This window comes from Glaesserella sp. (assembly GCF_041814905.1).
Classification (GTDB): Bacteria; Pseudomonadota; Gammaproteobacteria; order Enterobacterales; family Pasteurellaceae; genus Glaesserella.
This window is the reverse complement of the sequence record NZ_JBGXYA010000031.1, coordinates 1-12,303: the sequence shown is the minus strand read 5'-3', so window position 1 is coordinate 12,303 and position 12,303 is coordinate 1. Positions and strand designations below refer to the sequence as shown.

14 protein-coding genes, 4 tRNA genes and 1 pseudogene are annotated in these 12,303 nt (G+C 42.5%); 6 read left to right on the top strand and 13 right to left on the bottom strand.

Annotated elements, in window-relative coordinates; all coding sequences use genetic code 11:
• The 5 genes from ACEYJ7_RS04810 to ACEYJ7_RS04790 form a co-directional block, all read right to left on the bottom strand.
• Positions 1–363, bottom strand: a 363-nt coding sequence (locus ACEYJ7_RS04810) for a GTP-binding protein (RefSeq protein WP_373777937.1), incomplete at its 3' end; no start/stop codon positions are given.
• A gap of 116 nt (positions 364–479) precedes the next feature.
• Positions 480–555, bottom strand: a tRNA-Thr gene (locus ACEYJ7_RS04805).
• Positions 556–558: 3 nt separating this feature from the next.
• Positions 559–633, bottom strand: a tRNA-Gly gene (locus ACEYJ7_RS04800).
• Between the two features lie 45 nt (positions 634–678).
• Positions 679–763, bottom strand: a tRNA-Tyr gene (locus tag ACEYJ7_RS04795).
• A gap of 36 nt (positions 764–799) precedes the next feature.
• Positions 800–875, bottom strand: a tRNA-Thr gene (locus ACEYJ7_RS04790).
• A gap of 246 nt (positions 876–1,121) precedes the next feature.
• On the opposite strand from ACEYJ7_RS04790, the gene coaA reads away from it, so the two are divergent.
• Positions 1,122–2,072 carry a type I pantothenate kinase gene (gene coaA / locus ACEYJ7_RS04785; RefSeq protein WP_373777935.1) on the top strand — a complete coding sequence of 317 codons (951 nt, stop codon included), beginning with the start codon at positions 1,122–1,124 and terminating at the stop codon, positions 2,070–2,072.
• Positions 2,073–2,074: 2 nt separating this feature from the next.
• A complete protein-coding gene (locus ACEYJ7_RS04780) occupies positions 2,075–2,788 on the top strand; it encodes a tRNA1(Val) (adenine(37)-N6)-methyltransferase (protein ID WP_373777934.1) in 714 nt (237 codons plus the stop codon).
• 50 nt (positions 2,789–2,838) lie between these two features.
• On the opposite strand, the pseudogene ACEYJ7_RS04775 reads toward ACEYJ7_RS04780, so the two are convergent.
• The 8 genes and pseudogenes from ACEYJ7_RS04775 to ACEYJ7_RS04740 form a co-directional block, all read right to left on the bottom strand.
• Positions 2,839–3,572, bottom strand: a pseudogene (locus ACEYJ7_RS04775) (IS3 family transposase).
• A 94-nt stretch (positions 3,573–3,666) separates the two neighbouring features.
• On the bottom strand, positions 3,667–4,167 hold the full coding sequence (rraA, locus tag ACEYJ7_RS04770; protein WP_373777933.1) for a ribonuclease E activity regulator RraA: 501 nt from the start codon (positions 4,165–4,167) through the stop codon (positions 3,667–3,669).
• Between the two features lie 82 nt (positions 4,168–4,249).
• Entirely contained in the window at positions 4,250–5,506 is a 1,257-nt protein-coding gene (locus ACEYJ7_RS04765; protein ID WP_373777932.1) for a PqiA/YebS family transporter subunit, read from the bottom strand.
• Positions 5,506–6,096, bottom strand: a complete 591-nt coding sequence (rnhB, locus tag ACEYJ7_RS04760) for a ribonuclease HII (protein WP_373777931.1) — start codon at positions 6,094–6,096, stop codon at positions 5,506–5,508. The genes ACEYJ7_RS04765 and rnhB overlap by 1 nt, the downstream gene beginning before the upstream one ends.
• 1 nt (position 6,097) lies before the next feature.
• Positions 6,098–6,985: a folate-binding protein gene (locus ACEYJ7_RS04755; RefSeq protein WP_373777930.1), complete on the bottom strand. Its 888-nt coding sequence runs from the start codon at positions 6,983–6,985 to the stop codon at positions 6,098–6,100.
• A 77-nt stretch (positions 6,986–7,062) separates the two neighbouring features.
• Entirely contained in the window at positions 7,063–8,217 is a 1,155-nt protein-coding gene (locus tag ACEYJ7_RS04750; RefSeq protein WP_373777929.1) for a DUF6396 domain-containing protein, read from the bottom strand.
• Between the two features lie 42 nt (positions 8,218–8,259).
• A complete protein-coding gene (locus ACEYJ7_RS04745) occupies positions 8,260–8,718 on the bottom strand; it encodes a methylglyoxal synthase (RefSeq protein WP_373777927.1) in 459 nt (152 codons plus the stop codon).
• The gene (locus ACEYJ7_RS04740; RefSeq protein WP_373777926.1) at positions 8,684–8,980 is read right to left on the bottom strand and encodes a hypothetical protein; all 297 of its coding nucleotides are present in this window, start codon (positions 8,978–8,980) and stop codon (positions 8,684–8,686) included. Before ACEYJ7_RS04740 ends, ACEYJ7_RS04745 begins: the two co-directional genes overlap by 35 nt.
• Before the next feature lie 26 nt (positions 8,981–9,006).
• Between ACEYJ7_RS04740 and ACEYJ7_RS04735 the strand changes: the two genes are divergently transcribed.
• The 4 genes from ACEYJ7_RS04735 (at position 9,007) to ACEYJ7_RS04720 (ending at position 12,202) form a co-directional block, all read left to right on the top strand.
• Complete coding sequence (locus ACEYJ7_RS04735; protein WP_373777925.1) at positions 9,007–9,987, top strand: mannose/fructose/sorbose PTS transporter subunit IIB; 981 nt, start codon at positions 9,007–9,009, stop codon at positions 9,985–9,987.
• Between the two features lie 15 nt (positions 9,988–10,002).
• The gene (locus tag ACEYJ7_RS04730; protein ID WP_373777922.1) at positions 10,003–10,800 is read left to right on the top strand and encodes a PTS mannose/fructose/sorbose transporter subunit IIC; all 798 of its coding nucleotides are present in this window, start codon (positions 10,003–10,005) and stop codon (positions 10,798–10,800) included.
• A 14-nt stretch (positions 10,801–10,814) separates the two neighbouring features.
• A complete protein-coding gene (gene manZ, locus ACEYJ7_RS04725; protein WP_373777921.1) occupies positions 10,815–11,642 on the top strand; it encodes a PTS mannose transporter subunit IID in 828 nt (275 codons plus the stop codon).
• Positions 11,643–11,809: 167 nt separating this feature from the next.
• Positions 11,810–12,202, top strand: a complete 393-nt coding sequence (locus ACEYJ7_RS04720) for a hypothetical protein (RefSeq protein WP_373777920.1) — start codon at positions 11,810–11,812, stop codon at positions 12,200–12,202.
• The last annotated feature ends 101 nt before the right edge of the window (positions 12,203–12,303 follow it).

Genomic DNA, 12,303 nt, shown 5'->3' with positions numbered 1-12,303 from the left:
TAAGATGTGCTCACGGGTTTGTGGCATTGGACCGTCTGTTGCAGCAACGACTAAGATTGCGCCGTCCATTTGTGCCGCACCGGTAATCATGTTTTTAACATAGTCCGCGTGTCCCGGGCAGTCAACGTGTGCATAGTGACGGGTTGCTGTGTCATACTCAACGTGTGAAGTATTGATGGTGATACCACGCGCTTTCTCTTCCGGTGCGTTGTCGATTTGGTCAAATGCACGAGCTGCACCACCGAAATGTTTCGCTAATACAGTTGTGATTGCTGCTGTTAAGGTTGTTTTACCGTGGTCAACGTGGCCGATTGTACCCACGTTAACGTGCGGTTTTGTACGTTCAAATTTTTCTTTAGACATTCTAAAAGTCCTCTAAATAAACAAACACGGTTACGATGGTACGTTACCACATTAACCAAATTGTAGAAGTTAATACAAATTTTGTTTAATGAAAAAGATGAAGATAGAAGAGAAACTGGTGCTGATAGGCGGATTTGAACCGCCGACCTCACCCTTACCAAGGGTGCGCTCTACCAACTGAGCTATATCAGCGTTTGGAGCGGGCAGCGGGAATCGAACCCGCATCATTAGCTTGGAAGGCTAAGGTAATAGCCATTATACGATGCCCGCTGTTCTAAATTCGTCTGTCCCATTAGGATTCAATTAAAAGGAAGATGGTGGAGGGAGAAGGATTCGAACCTTCGAAGGCTGAGCCAACAGATTTACAGTCTGCCCCCTTTGGCCGCTCGGGAATCCCTCCACGATAATTGAATACTTGTTTAGCCCACATTAAAGATGGTGCCGACTACCGGAATCGAACTGGTGACCTACTGATTACAAGTCAGTTGCTCTACCTACTGAGCTAAGTCGGCGTTACGTGTCGTAAGCAAGTGGTGCGCATTATAGGGTTTTCAGAAATCCTTGCAAGTATTTTTTTTAAAAAAAGCAAAAAACTGGAATCTTTCGAATGCAAAATATTCAAAATGCTGATTTTTTAAGTGTTTTTCGTGATTTTCTTTAGATAAATGCATAAATTTCGTCATTTATATTGTATATTCCACAATCCACGCTCCATTGTGAATGGAAGATTTGTCGTAAGTAAATTAGAGAATTTGGCTATGAGCCTGCAAAAAACACCTAAAATCACTCCTTTTCTAACTTTTGATCGCCATCAATGGGCAGATTTACGGAAGTCTGTACCGTTAAAATTAACGGAACAAGATCTCAAGCCTTTACTGGGTTTTAATGAAGATCTTTCTTTAGATGAAGTGAGTATGATATATCTTCCGTTAGCCCGTTTAATTAATTACTACATTGACGAAAACATTAAACGTCAGGAAGTTTTGCATAAATTTTTAGATGTTGAATCACCTAAAGTGCCTTATATTATTAGTCTGACAGGCAGCGTTTCAGTGGGTAAAAGTACCTCTGCCCGTATTTTACAGGCGCTACTTTCCCAGTGGCCGGAAGAACGTAAAGTTGACCTTATTACCACCGACGGTTTTCTTTATCCGCTGGCAACATTGGAAGCGAGAAATCTTTTGAAACGCAAAGGCTTTCCGGAATCTTATGATATTCATCGTTTAGTAGAATTTGTGTCTGATATCAAATCCGGGAAACGTGAAGTTAAAGCACCTATTTATTCCCATTTAACTTACGATATTATTCCAAATCAATTTAATGTTGTTGATCAGCCGGATATTGTGATTTTAGAAGGGTTGAACATGCTACAAAGCGGAATGAATTATCCGCTTAGCCCGCATAATGTGTTTGTATCGGATTTTGTGGACTTTTCTATTTATGTTGATGCGGAAGAGAGTCTGTTAAAACATTGGTATATCAACCGTTTCTTAAAATTCCGCCGTAGCGCATTTTCCGATCCGAACTCCTATTTTCACCATTATTCCAAATTGTCCGAACAAGAAGCAATACAAACAGCATCGAGTATTTGGGATGAAATTAACGGTTTGAATTTAAAACAGAATATTTTACCAAGTCGTGAGCGGGCGAATTTGATTTTGGTGAAAGGCGAAGATCATGCAATTCAAACAGTTAAGCTAAGAAAATAACAATGACCGAATCGAAAGGGTTTCAGTTTAAACAATTTTTTATTGCGCATGATCGTTGTGCGATGAAAGTAAATACCGATGGTATTTTACTTGGCGCAGTTGCAGATATTGTGCATGCCGAAAGGATTTTAGATCTTGGTACGGGAACGGGATTAGTATCACTGATGTTGGCGCAACGTACTGCGGAAAACGTTAAGATTGTTGCCGTTGAGTTGGAGCATAATGCAGTTGAGCAAGCCACCCAAAATGTTGTAAATAGCCCTTGGCAAAATAAAATTCAGGTTATACAAGCAGATGTGATGCAGTTGAATTTTTCCTTGAAATTTGACTTGATTGTGGCGAATCCACCCTATTTTGAACATAGTCTTGCTGCACGTAATCAAGAGCGTAGTTTAGCGAGAGCAGTATTATCTCAAAGCCATTTGGATTGGTTACAGCAGGCGAAATCGCACCTTTCTCCTTGCGGAAACATTACGTTTATTCTCCCTAAAGATGCGGCGGAGAAGTTGATCGCGCAGAGTTCATCTCTCGACCTATGTTGTAGCGAAATATGGCGAATCAGTAGTAAAGCCGGAAATAGCCCGAAACGCATGATTGTGACCTTTTCTTTACGGGGGCAGCCATGTGTAGAAAAACAGTTAGATATTTATGATTCGCAAGGGCAATACACCGAAGCCTTTAAAAGGCTGACTCATACTTTTTATTTAAAGATGTAAAAATAAAAAACACGCACTCGATTGATCTACTCCCCAAAAGTTAGACTCATTTAGTTCAAGGACTGAGTTCTGTATTCCACGGGGCTTAGTCCTTTTAATTTCACTTGAATACGCTCATGATTGTAATAATGAATGTATGCGTGAATCGTTTGTTCAAGTTGTTCAAATGTTTTAAACCGTTTACCAAAGTAACATTCAGTTTTTAACCGTCCGAAGAAACTTTCCATTACGCTGTTATCCAAGTAATTTCCCTTTCTCGACATACTTTGCACAATGCCGTTCTCCTTCAATATCGCTTGATAACTCGCCATCTGATATTGCCAACCTTGGTCGGAATACAATATCGGCTTTGCCCCAGTAAGCTTTGCTAAGGCTTGTTTCAGCATGGCGGCTATCTGTTCTAAATTCGGGGTTCTTGCCAAGTCATAAGCAATAATTTCGCCGTTAAATAAGTCCTTAATGGGCGAAAGATACAGTCTACCCTCTAAACCATTGACTAATAATGCCTGAATTAGCGATATCAAAATAAAGACAGGTATATTCTGCAGAAAATTGTCCGTTTTTGACCGCTTACACAACGGCTGATTTAAACTCAACAGTAATATTTTTGATTTTTATCCGGCACGGCTAATTCATTGATTCCATTGTAATTATATTGCTGAATCCAATGTTCCAATGTTGTTTGGGGAAGCTGAAAATGCCGGCGGGTTAATGACTGATTTTTACCATTTTGAAGATAAAATTCGATGACGTGTTGTTTGAAAGATTGGTTGTATTTAGTCATAAAAAATCTGCACCTTAATCAGTTGGTTATTTAGTCCAACTTTTGGGAGCAGATCATCAATGCGTGTTTTTTTATGATAAATTATGATGTAGATCTATTCGGCAAGATCGTCATTTAAGTCAAGTAATTCCGGTGAAAGGATAATACCGGTTAAATCCGCATAGACATAATCTTCCGGCAGGAAAGTTACACCACCAAAATTCACCGGGGTATCTACTTCACCGTGATCACCGTCATCGGCGCCGACCGGAATCGGAGCAAGCGCCTGAATGCCGATATCTAAGGTTTCTAGAATATCTAATTGGCGAACGGCGCCGTTTACAATAATTCCTTCCCAACCGTTATCCGCAGCAAGTTGTGCTAATTCTCCGTCAATTAAGGCTCGGCGGACAGCACCGCCTCCATCGACCAACAGTACTCGACCTTCGCCTTCTTCTTCCAATACGTCGGCAATCAGCCCGTTACTTTCAAAGCATTTCACTGTAGTGATTTTTCCGTAGAACGAGGAAATACCGCCAAAACTGGAAAAGATTGGCTCCACTACATCAACTTGATCGGAATAGAGATCACAAAGTGCGGAAGTATCAATACGCATAACTTGCTCCTTTTTCAAAATGTAATGCCAAGAGTATACCCCTTTGCAAATTTTTGTTCAAATCTAACCGCTTGTAAAAGGATTAGGCTTGACTTTGCTTGGCTTTTGCCTCGTTTTCATAATGAATGCGCCATAACATTCGCGCATCTAAATTGGAGGAGGCAATCATTGTTAAGAAAACCGCAGATCCAAAATAGAATGCGGCGTCTCCTACGGAGAAGCTGATAATCTGTCCGCGCTCTACCAATGACATCATTAATGCCAGAACAAATAAGTCCAACATTGACCAACGTCCGACAAAATGCACATAGTGGAGCAGTTTCATTTGACGGTGAATAGGGTGTTTCCAACGATAACGGATTGCGAGCAGTAAATAAAGAATCACGCCGACTTTACTAAATGGCACGGCGATACTGGCAATAAATACGATTGCCGCTACAGTATAACTACCCATACTTAAAAATAGCAGCACCCCGCTCATTAATGAGTCGGCCGAAGTAGTGCCGGCAAATTCTGTGGAAGAAATCGGTAATATATTTGCCGGAAACATCATGATCGTACCGGCAATCAATGTTGCCCAAACCCGTTGCAGTTTTATACTATCAGGGATATCCAAATTACTTTCACAACGCGGACAACGCTGTTGACCTTTTTTATCCACAATATTTTCATCAAAGGTATATTCACATTCGGGGCAAAGCGTCGGTTTACACGGGTGGTCCGGCGGGAGTGAGTGATATTCCGGATAGAATTGTTCCCACCAACGTTTTGGATCAATTTTGATAAACAGGAGTGTTGTTAACAATGCGGTAAGCACAAAAGCAAGTAAATAGATATCAAATTCCAATGTGGCGTATTCGCGAACCTTATAAGCGGCGACGGCAAGGGCGACCAGATAAACATCGAGCATCACCCACTGTTTGGCTTTGTTGAGAAACAGTAATGTATAACGTGGTCTATGCCCGATTATTTTTTGTATTCGGATTGTCAGCACCAGCATCGCAAATGAAATCGGCATAATAATCGCACAAAATAGGATCATAAATGCAGTATAAGGGAAGCCTGACGTTGCCATTTTCCACACACCGCCCCAAACGGTTGCATAAATATCAATCCCCAACAGATCGATGTTCATCAGCGGATACGTCAACCCGAACGGAAGTAAAATCAAAATAGATAAGGCAATAATTGCACAACGGCGTAAGCTCCAACGATTACCTGATTGCAATACTTCATCACAATTCGGGCAACAAGCGGTCTTATTCGGCAGATCTTTTTCAATTTCGACAACGGTATCGCATTCCAGACAGCGTTGCAGATAGGTTTTTTCAATTTTCATTATTTGGCTAATAATCTTTTTGCAACAGGGGCAAAACTTTTACGGTGAAACGGTGTTACCCCAAGGGCCTCTAATTTTTCAAAATGCAGTTTGGTCGGGTAGCCTTTATGTTTGGCAAAACCGTATTCGGGAAACAGCTTATCCAGCTCATCCATTTCTAAATCGCGAGCAACTTTTGCCAAAATCGATGCGGCGCTGATTTCTGCGACTAAGCTGTCGCCTTTAATGATCGCTTGTGCCGGCATCGGCAATTCGGGGATACGGTTTCCGTCAACTAACACGAAATCGGGCTGAACGGAAAGCCCTGCCACAGCGCGTTGCATTGCAAGCATCGTCGCCTGCAAAATATTAAGCTGATCGATTTCTTCCGGCTCGGCTCGCCCGAGAGACCAACTCAACGCTTTAGCTTTGATTTCATCGGCAAGTGCAATGCGGCGTTTTTCAGAGAGCTTCTTGGAATCCGCCAAGCCTTCAATCGGATTATTCGGATCGAGAATAACCGCTGCCGTTACTACTGCGCCGACTAACGGACCTCGACCGACTTCATCAACACCGGCAATGATATTCGCCTTCGGGTAACTCAAATTCATGTTAATTTTCTAATTCGTAAGGTAATTCACACAGCTTGAGCGCTGTATTCCCAAGGCGGAAGTGACTGCCTTGTTCAATCTCTTTATTCAAAACAACTTGTAACCACAGTTTTTCGTAATAAATGACGGCACTTAAAATAGTACCTGTTTGTTTCCAGTTTTCACCGATTTGCATTTCAACGCTCTTACCGATTTCAGGAAGAGTCGTTTCTGCACCGACTTTTCCGACCAAGGTAAACATTGCGCGTTTATTCGCCCCTCTGAATTTGGCTCGCGCGACTGTTTCCTGACCGATATAACAGCCTTTGGAAAATGAGATTGCGCGTTCTAAACATTGCAAGTTGATCGCTTGAGGAATCAATTCAAATTGATTCACCTTGTAGAGTAACGGCACGCCTTGTTGAATATCGATTAAATCCCAAAGTGTACTTTCACCGTTAAACTGCGGCTGAATTTCGCCCCAAAAAATGGCTCGCGGCTGTTCGTCAGAGATATGACAAGCGGTCACTTTAGGCGGAAAATTTGCAAAAAGCGTATGATCGGTTGTGCCGTAAAGCGGTGTATCTAATGGGTTAAAGGTGACTTTCGAAAATACCGCATATTTTTTCAGTTGAGTCAGTGCTTCGGGCAATAAATCTTGCTGAATAATGATGAAAAACTGCTCGTGAGCATGGCGGTATAAACGGAACAGCGCACTTATTTTCCCTTTCGGATCACAGTGTGCAGTGAGAGTTTGTTCGCCGGCTGCGATTTTACTGACATCACAGGTAAGTTGACCTTGTAGATATTTTTCTGCGTCAACCCCTGAGACTTCGATTAAGCGGTATTGGGTGAGTTCGACACACAAATCTGGAATCTGATGTGTGACTAATTGACATCCGCATCTCATTTTTGCCTCTTTTATTTCGGTTCCTAAAATTAGGCTGAATCATACAACGATTCCCCGAAACTCACAAACGGCAATACTTATTTCGGCAATCCGGTTTGCCAATTAAGTTTTGCTTTATTGGCAAGTTGTTTGATTCGGGTAGTCGGTTTTATCGGCGGACGACCTTCATACCAACGTTGGAAATCGAATTTACCGTTCCATTTGTCCAATTTTGCCGGCGGCAGAGGAATAATTTCCTTGATATCGTCAATTTGAATTTGGAATTGACCGTCATTTTTAAGAAATTCGTTACGCCGACTTTTCTTAAAAAACGGATAGTTTTCAAAAAATTGATGGAGCTCTTGGTAACGTTGTGAACGCTCCCGATCTTTCGGAAAATTGGTCACATGGTTATTTTTCGGATCAAATAATTGGGCTAAATGATCCAAATAAAGTCCGAAACGGGCATATTGCTGATATTTTTCCATGGTTTTTTCCGGCGTTGCCGGTTCTTTCATCTGGCTATACAGACCGTCTAAACCAATTAAACTGTGCTGTTTTGCCGAACACTGAAAAAATTGCTGCGAAAATTCCAAAGCAAGTTTGTTATCTTCTTCGGATAGGTATTCCAGTAAATTCGGCTGAACGGATAATTCCCCCATACGATTAATCGCTTGAATAACGCCTTGATCCGCATAAGGGCGGACAACATCAATATCCCAAGTATCGGATTTATTAAAATTGGCGTGTATAGGAAATTGCTTTTCATAAAGCATTGCTACCGAATCACGATATTGTTGCGGGAACTCGTTATCGCCGACATTATGCTCGGTAAATAATTGCATTAAACGCAACGTCGCCAGATAGTTTCCGTTACTGGCTGCGATATGATATATCGGAATCAGTTCAAATAATGGCGTGAAATTTTTTTCACCGGCGGGTTTTGCAAAGTTGTCTTCATGCCAATGCAAATCATGCCAGAGGGCGTATTGATAAAGACTTTGGGTATCTGCCGGCAATGTCGGTTTGGGCTCAAGGTTACAAATAAAAGCAGGCTGGTTGCGGATCTTCTCAATTAATATTTTAGCCTCTTCTTGCTCCGCTCTAATTTGTTCCGGATAGCATTCTTTCGGAATATTGTGTGTAGAGCCGAGACGAGTCGGTGAGCATTTTACGTGATGGCTGTATTCATAAATGATAAACCCCGCAATTCCCACAAAGCCTAATTTTAATAAGAGAGATAATTTCAACATAACTTACCTTTGCAATATATCCGTTAAAACTGACCGCTTGTATTAAGCCAGACGCTCTTTTAAGTAGCGGTCATAATCCGGAATTTCGATGTCGGTCTCTTGGTGGAATAATTCGGAATGCAGTAAGAAATCGGCCGAGGCTTGGTTCATTGCCACGGGAATATTCCATACGGTTGCGATACGCATTAGCGCTTTAACATCAGGATCGTGCGGTGCAGCGTTCATCGGATCCCAGAAAAAAATCAAAATATCGATTTTTTTTTCTGCGATTAAACTGCCTAATTGTTGATCGCCACCCATCGGACCACTTAGTAACGCTATGATTTCTAAGCCGGTTTCTTTTGCCAATAAATGACCAGTTGTGCCTGTAGCATAAAGTTGATGAAATTGAAGCACTCTGCTATGTTTTTTCGTCCACAGTAATAAATTGGGTTTGCAATTATCATGTGCAACAAGCGCAATCCTTTTATGCGTTTTTATCGTTCGGGTGGTGTAATGCATTCGGTATTCCATTGTGAATAATATTTGTAGCATGATAACGGTAAAATAAGCTAATTAGAATAGCTAAACTAAACAAAGCTATTGTAAATTTTATTTTATAACAGATTTTTTCAGCCCCTCTCAAAATATGATCTAAATCTAACAAAGTGTAATTACATATTTCACTCCATTTGACAAATAAATTGCCTTGATTAAACTCCATGCTGCCAAAAGCAATCGTTTGCGTTTTGACAATCAGGTGAAACGGCTTCGTTTCAAGCATAAAATATGTAGTAGAGGTGATTGTAGATGGTACATTTGATCATTGCCACTCACGGTAAATTTTCCGCCGAGTTGGTTAATTCGGCACAAATGGTCTATGGCGAGGTGGACAACCTCAGTGTAGTCACTTTCGTGCCTGGTGAAGGGCAAGATACCCTTATCGGAAAGTATAAAAGCATTATATCCGGCTTTAAAACGGATACTCCTGTACTCTTTTTGGTCGATTTATTCGGTGGCAGCCCTTACAATGCTGCAGCGCGCGTGGTGGCAGAACGTCCGCAGGACGATATTGTTACCGGCGTTAATTTGCCGATGTTATTGGAGGTAATGGATGCCTCCGGTGATGCAAAAAGTGCGCAGGAACTGGCAACGCTTGCTAAGGAAGTCGGGCAGTTAAGTGTAAAAACCTACCATTCAAAAGATGATGAGGCACCAAAAGCCGCATCGCAACCTACCGAACAAGCCGCTGAAGAAGCGGATGACGAACCTCAAAAACAATATGACCCGAACGGACGTATGAATATTTCTTTATTACGTATCGATAGTCGTTTAATTCACGGACAAGTTGCCACGTCTTGGGCTAAAGCCGTGAAATGTGAAGCGATTTTCGCCGTAAGTGATGAAGTGGCAAACGATCCGTTGCGTCGCGATCTACTGTTGCAAATCGCACCGGAGCACCTGAAGTCGTATGTTATTCCGGTAGAAAAAGCGATTAAGGTATATCACAACCCAAAATATGTCGGTAAAAATATTCTGTGGTTGGTGACAAATCCTGAAGATATTGTTCGCTTAATTGACGGCGGTGTAAAAGTCGAAAAAGTGAATGTCGGCGGAATGACTTATAAAGAAGGGAATAAACAACTTTCCCAAGCAGTAACGGTGAATGCGGCGGATGTAGCGGCGTTTCGTAAATTACTTGATTTGGGAGTCGATCTCAGCCTACAACAAGTGGCAAGCGGACCGAAAGAGCAGCTTACCAAACAAAAACTTGATGCACTTAAATTCTAATTTGAGGATCTCATTATGACTACGATGGAAATTATTTTAGTCACCCTTGTCGGTGCTATTTGCGGTATGGGGAGTGTATTGGACGAACGTCAAACCCACCGTCCGCTTGTTGCTTGTACTTTAGTCGGCTTTGTATTAGGCGATTGGCAAACCGGGGTCATTGTCGGCGGTATGCTTGAAATGTTGGCTCTCGGCTGGATGAACGTAGGCGCAGCGATGGCGCCGGATGCAGCATTAGCTTCAGTGATTGCGGCAATTTTAGTGATTAAAGGCGGTCAAGATAAAGGAACTGCGATTGCCATCGCTATTCCGGTTGCGGCTGCCGGTCAGGTATTAACTATTTTCGTGCGGACGATAACAATCTTCCTGCAACACCAAGCGGATAAATTCGCCGAGCAGGCAAATTTCTGCGGGATTGAGTTTTGCCATTTTGCCGGTCTTTCCCTGCAAGCCTTACGTGTTGCGGTACCGACTTTTGCCGTTGCAATGGTTGCGGGAACGGATACGGTAACCGATGCATTGAACGCGATTCCTGAGGTGGTAACACGAGGTTTACAAATCGCCGGGGGCTTTATCGTGGTGGTTGGTTATGCCATGGTGATCAATATGATGCGAGCCGGGGCGTTAATGCCGTTCTTCTTTATCGGTTTCGTCATTGCGTCATTCTCCAACTACAACTTAGTCGGTTTGGGCTTCTTAGGGGCTTGCTTAGCGATTATTTACATCCAATTAAATCCGCGTTTCAACCAAGCGAGTTTGCCACAGCAAACCAGCCGTAAAAAGTTAGCGGATAATGAATTAGAAGGCTTATAGGAAGGGAACATATTATGTCTGAGAAAAAACAATTAACGGCGGCGGATATCCGCGCAACCTACTGGCGTTCAACCTTTTTACTCGGTTCTTTCAACTTTGAACGTATGCAAGCCATGGGGTTCTGCGTATCGATGATCCCGACTATTAAACGCCTTTATTCTAAAAAAGAAGATCAAGCCGCTGCGTTAAAACGCCATCTTGAATTCTTCAACACTCAACCTTGGGTCGGTTCCGCCATTATGGGCGTTACCGCAGCAATGGAGCAGGAACGTGCGAACGGTGCGGATATTGACGACGCTGCAATCAGCGGGGTGAAAGTCGGTTTAATGGGGCCGCTTGCCGGTGTCGGTGATCCGATTTTCTGGGGAACCTTGCGTCCGGTATTAGCTGCTCTTGGCGCAGGGCTAGCCATTACCGGTAGCTTGTTAGGCCCATTCCTTTTCTTCTTCGGAATCAATATCTGCCGTGCCTTAACCCGTTGGTATAGCTTTAAATACGGTTACGAAAAAGGGACGGAAATTGTAACGGATATGGGTGGCGGTCGTTTGCAAAAACTGACGCAGGGGGCGTCGATTCTCGGTCTCTTTGTTATGGGATCGTTAGTGTCGAAATGGACAAGTATTAATATACCGCTAGAATTGACTCGTTATACCAACCAAGCTGGTGAGGAAGTCGTTACCACCGTACAAAGCGTATTGAACGACTTGTTACCAGGATTGGCGGCATTATTGCTGACTTTCTTCTGTATGTGGTTGTTACGTAAGAAAATTAATGCAATGTACATCATCTTCGCTTTATTTGGCGTAGGTATTGTCGGCTATCATTTCGGCATTTTGGCGTAAAGCGCTTTTCAAAGATCCCGGTTTCATGAGAGACTGGTGATACATTCCTTCCTCCTTTTATGGAGGAAGGATTTCGTTCATTTATACGGATATATTTTGGAATTTGACCCTCGAGAGGGACTCACGAAGATAACAAGCGGTCAGTTCTGTAGGAAATTTTGCAAATAATGGATCTCAAAAAACTGTTCAAAGCACCGCCCGAACAGGGCTATATTCGCCATAGTTCCCCTTTAGTGACAGGTCTACTGATTTTAGCCGGTATACTTTATTACCCGACCGACGGTTATGGGGCGGTGATCGCTTTAGCTCTGGCGATATTTGTTTTGATGGGGCAGAAGCTATTGATTTCCCAAACCAAAAAATATTTTGCGGAAATGTATCTTGCTAAAAAGCAATTTCAGGAAACCCAAAATCAGGATTATTTGGAGTTTATCCGACTACGCGGTAGCCAAATGTTAGCGGATAACAAGGTGTTGTCGGAACGTGCTAAACAGGAAATTGACGACTTGCTTAAGTTTGTGGCGCAACAGACGGATTTGCAAAATAATACCGAAAACTGACCGCTTGCAGTCGGTTTTCGGTATCACGATATTATTTAAAAATGTCATCCAATACTAACGCGATACCGTCTTCGTCATTGGATGCCGTAATTCGTTTGGCG

Bases quoted from the DNA above. Each gene is read 5' to 3' on its own strand.
- coaA (WP_373777935.1), top strand. From the start codon at position 1,122: ATGAGCCTGCAAAAAACACCTAAAATCACTCCTTTTCTAACTTTTGAT.
- ACEYJ7_RS04780 (WP_373777934.1), top strand. From the start codon at position 2,075: ATGACCGAATCGAAAGGGTTTCAGTTTAAACAATTTTTTATTGCGCAT.
- rraA (WP_373777933.1), bottom strand. From the start codon at position 4,167: ATGCGTATTGATACTTCCGCACTTTGTGATCTCTATTCCGATCAAGTT.
- ACEYJ7_RS04765 (WP_373777932.1), bottom strand. From the start codon at position 5,506: ATGAAAATTGAAAAAACCTATCTGCAACGCTGTCTGGAATGCGATACC.
- rnhB (WP_373777931.1), bottom strand. From the start codon at position 6,096: ATGAATTTGAGTTACCCGAAGGCGAATATCATTGCCGGTGTTGATGAA.
- ACEYJ7_RS04755 (WP_373777930.1), bottom strand. From the start codon at position 6,985: ATGAGATGCGGATGTCAATTAGTCACACATCAGATTCCAGATTTGTGT.
- ACEYJ7_RS04750 (WP_373777929.1), bottom strand. From the start codon at position 8,217: ATGTTGAAATTATCTCTCTTATTAAAATTAGGCTTTGTGGGAATTGCG.
- ACEYJ7_RS04745 (WP_373777927.1), bottom strand. From the start codon at position 8,718: ATGCATTACACCACCCGAACGATAAAAACGCATAAAAGGATTGCGCTT.
- ACEYJ7_RS04740 (WP_373777926.1), bottom strand. From the start codon at position 8,980: ATGCTTGAAACGAAGCCGTTTCACCTGATTGTCAAAACGCAAACGATT.
- ACEYJ7_RS04735 (WP_373777925.1), top strand. From the start codon at position 9,007: ATGGTACATTTGATCATTGCCACTCACGGTAAATTTTCCGCCGAGTTG.
- ACEYJ7_RS04730 (WP_373777922.1), top strand. From the start codon at position 10,003: ATGACTACGATGGAAATTATTTTAGTCACCCTTGTCGGTGCTATTTGC.
- manZ (WP_373777921.1), top strand. From the start codon at position 10,815: ATGTCTGAGAAAAAACAATTAACGGCGGCGGATATCCGCGCAACCTAC.
- ACEYJ7_RS04720 (WP_373777920.1), top strand. From the start codon at position 11,810: ATGGATCTCAAAAAACTGTTCAAAGCACCGCCCGAACAGGGCTATATT.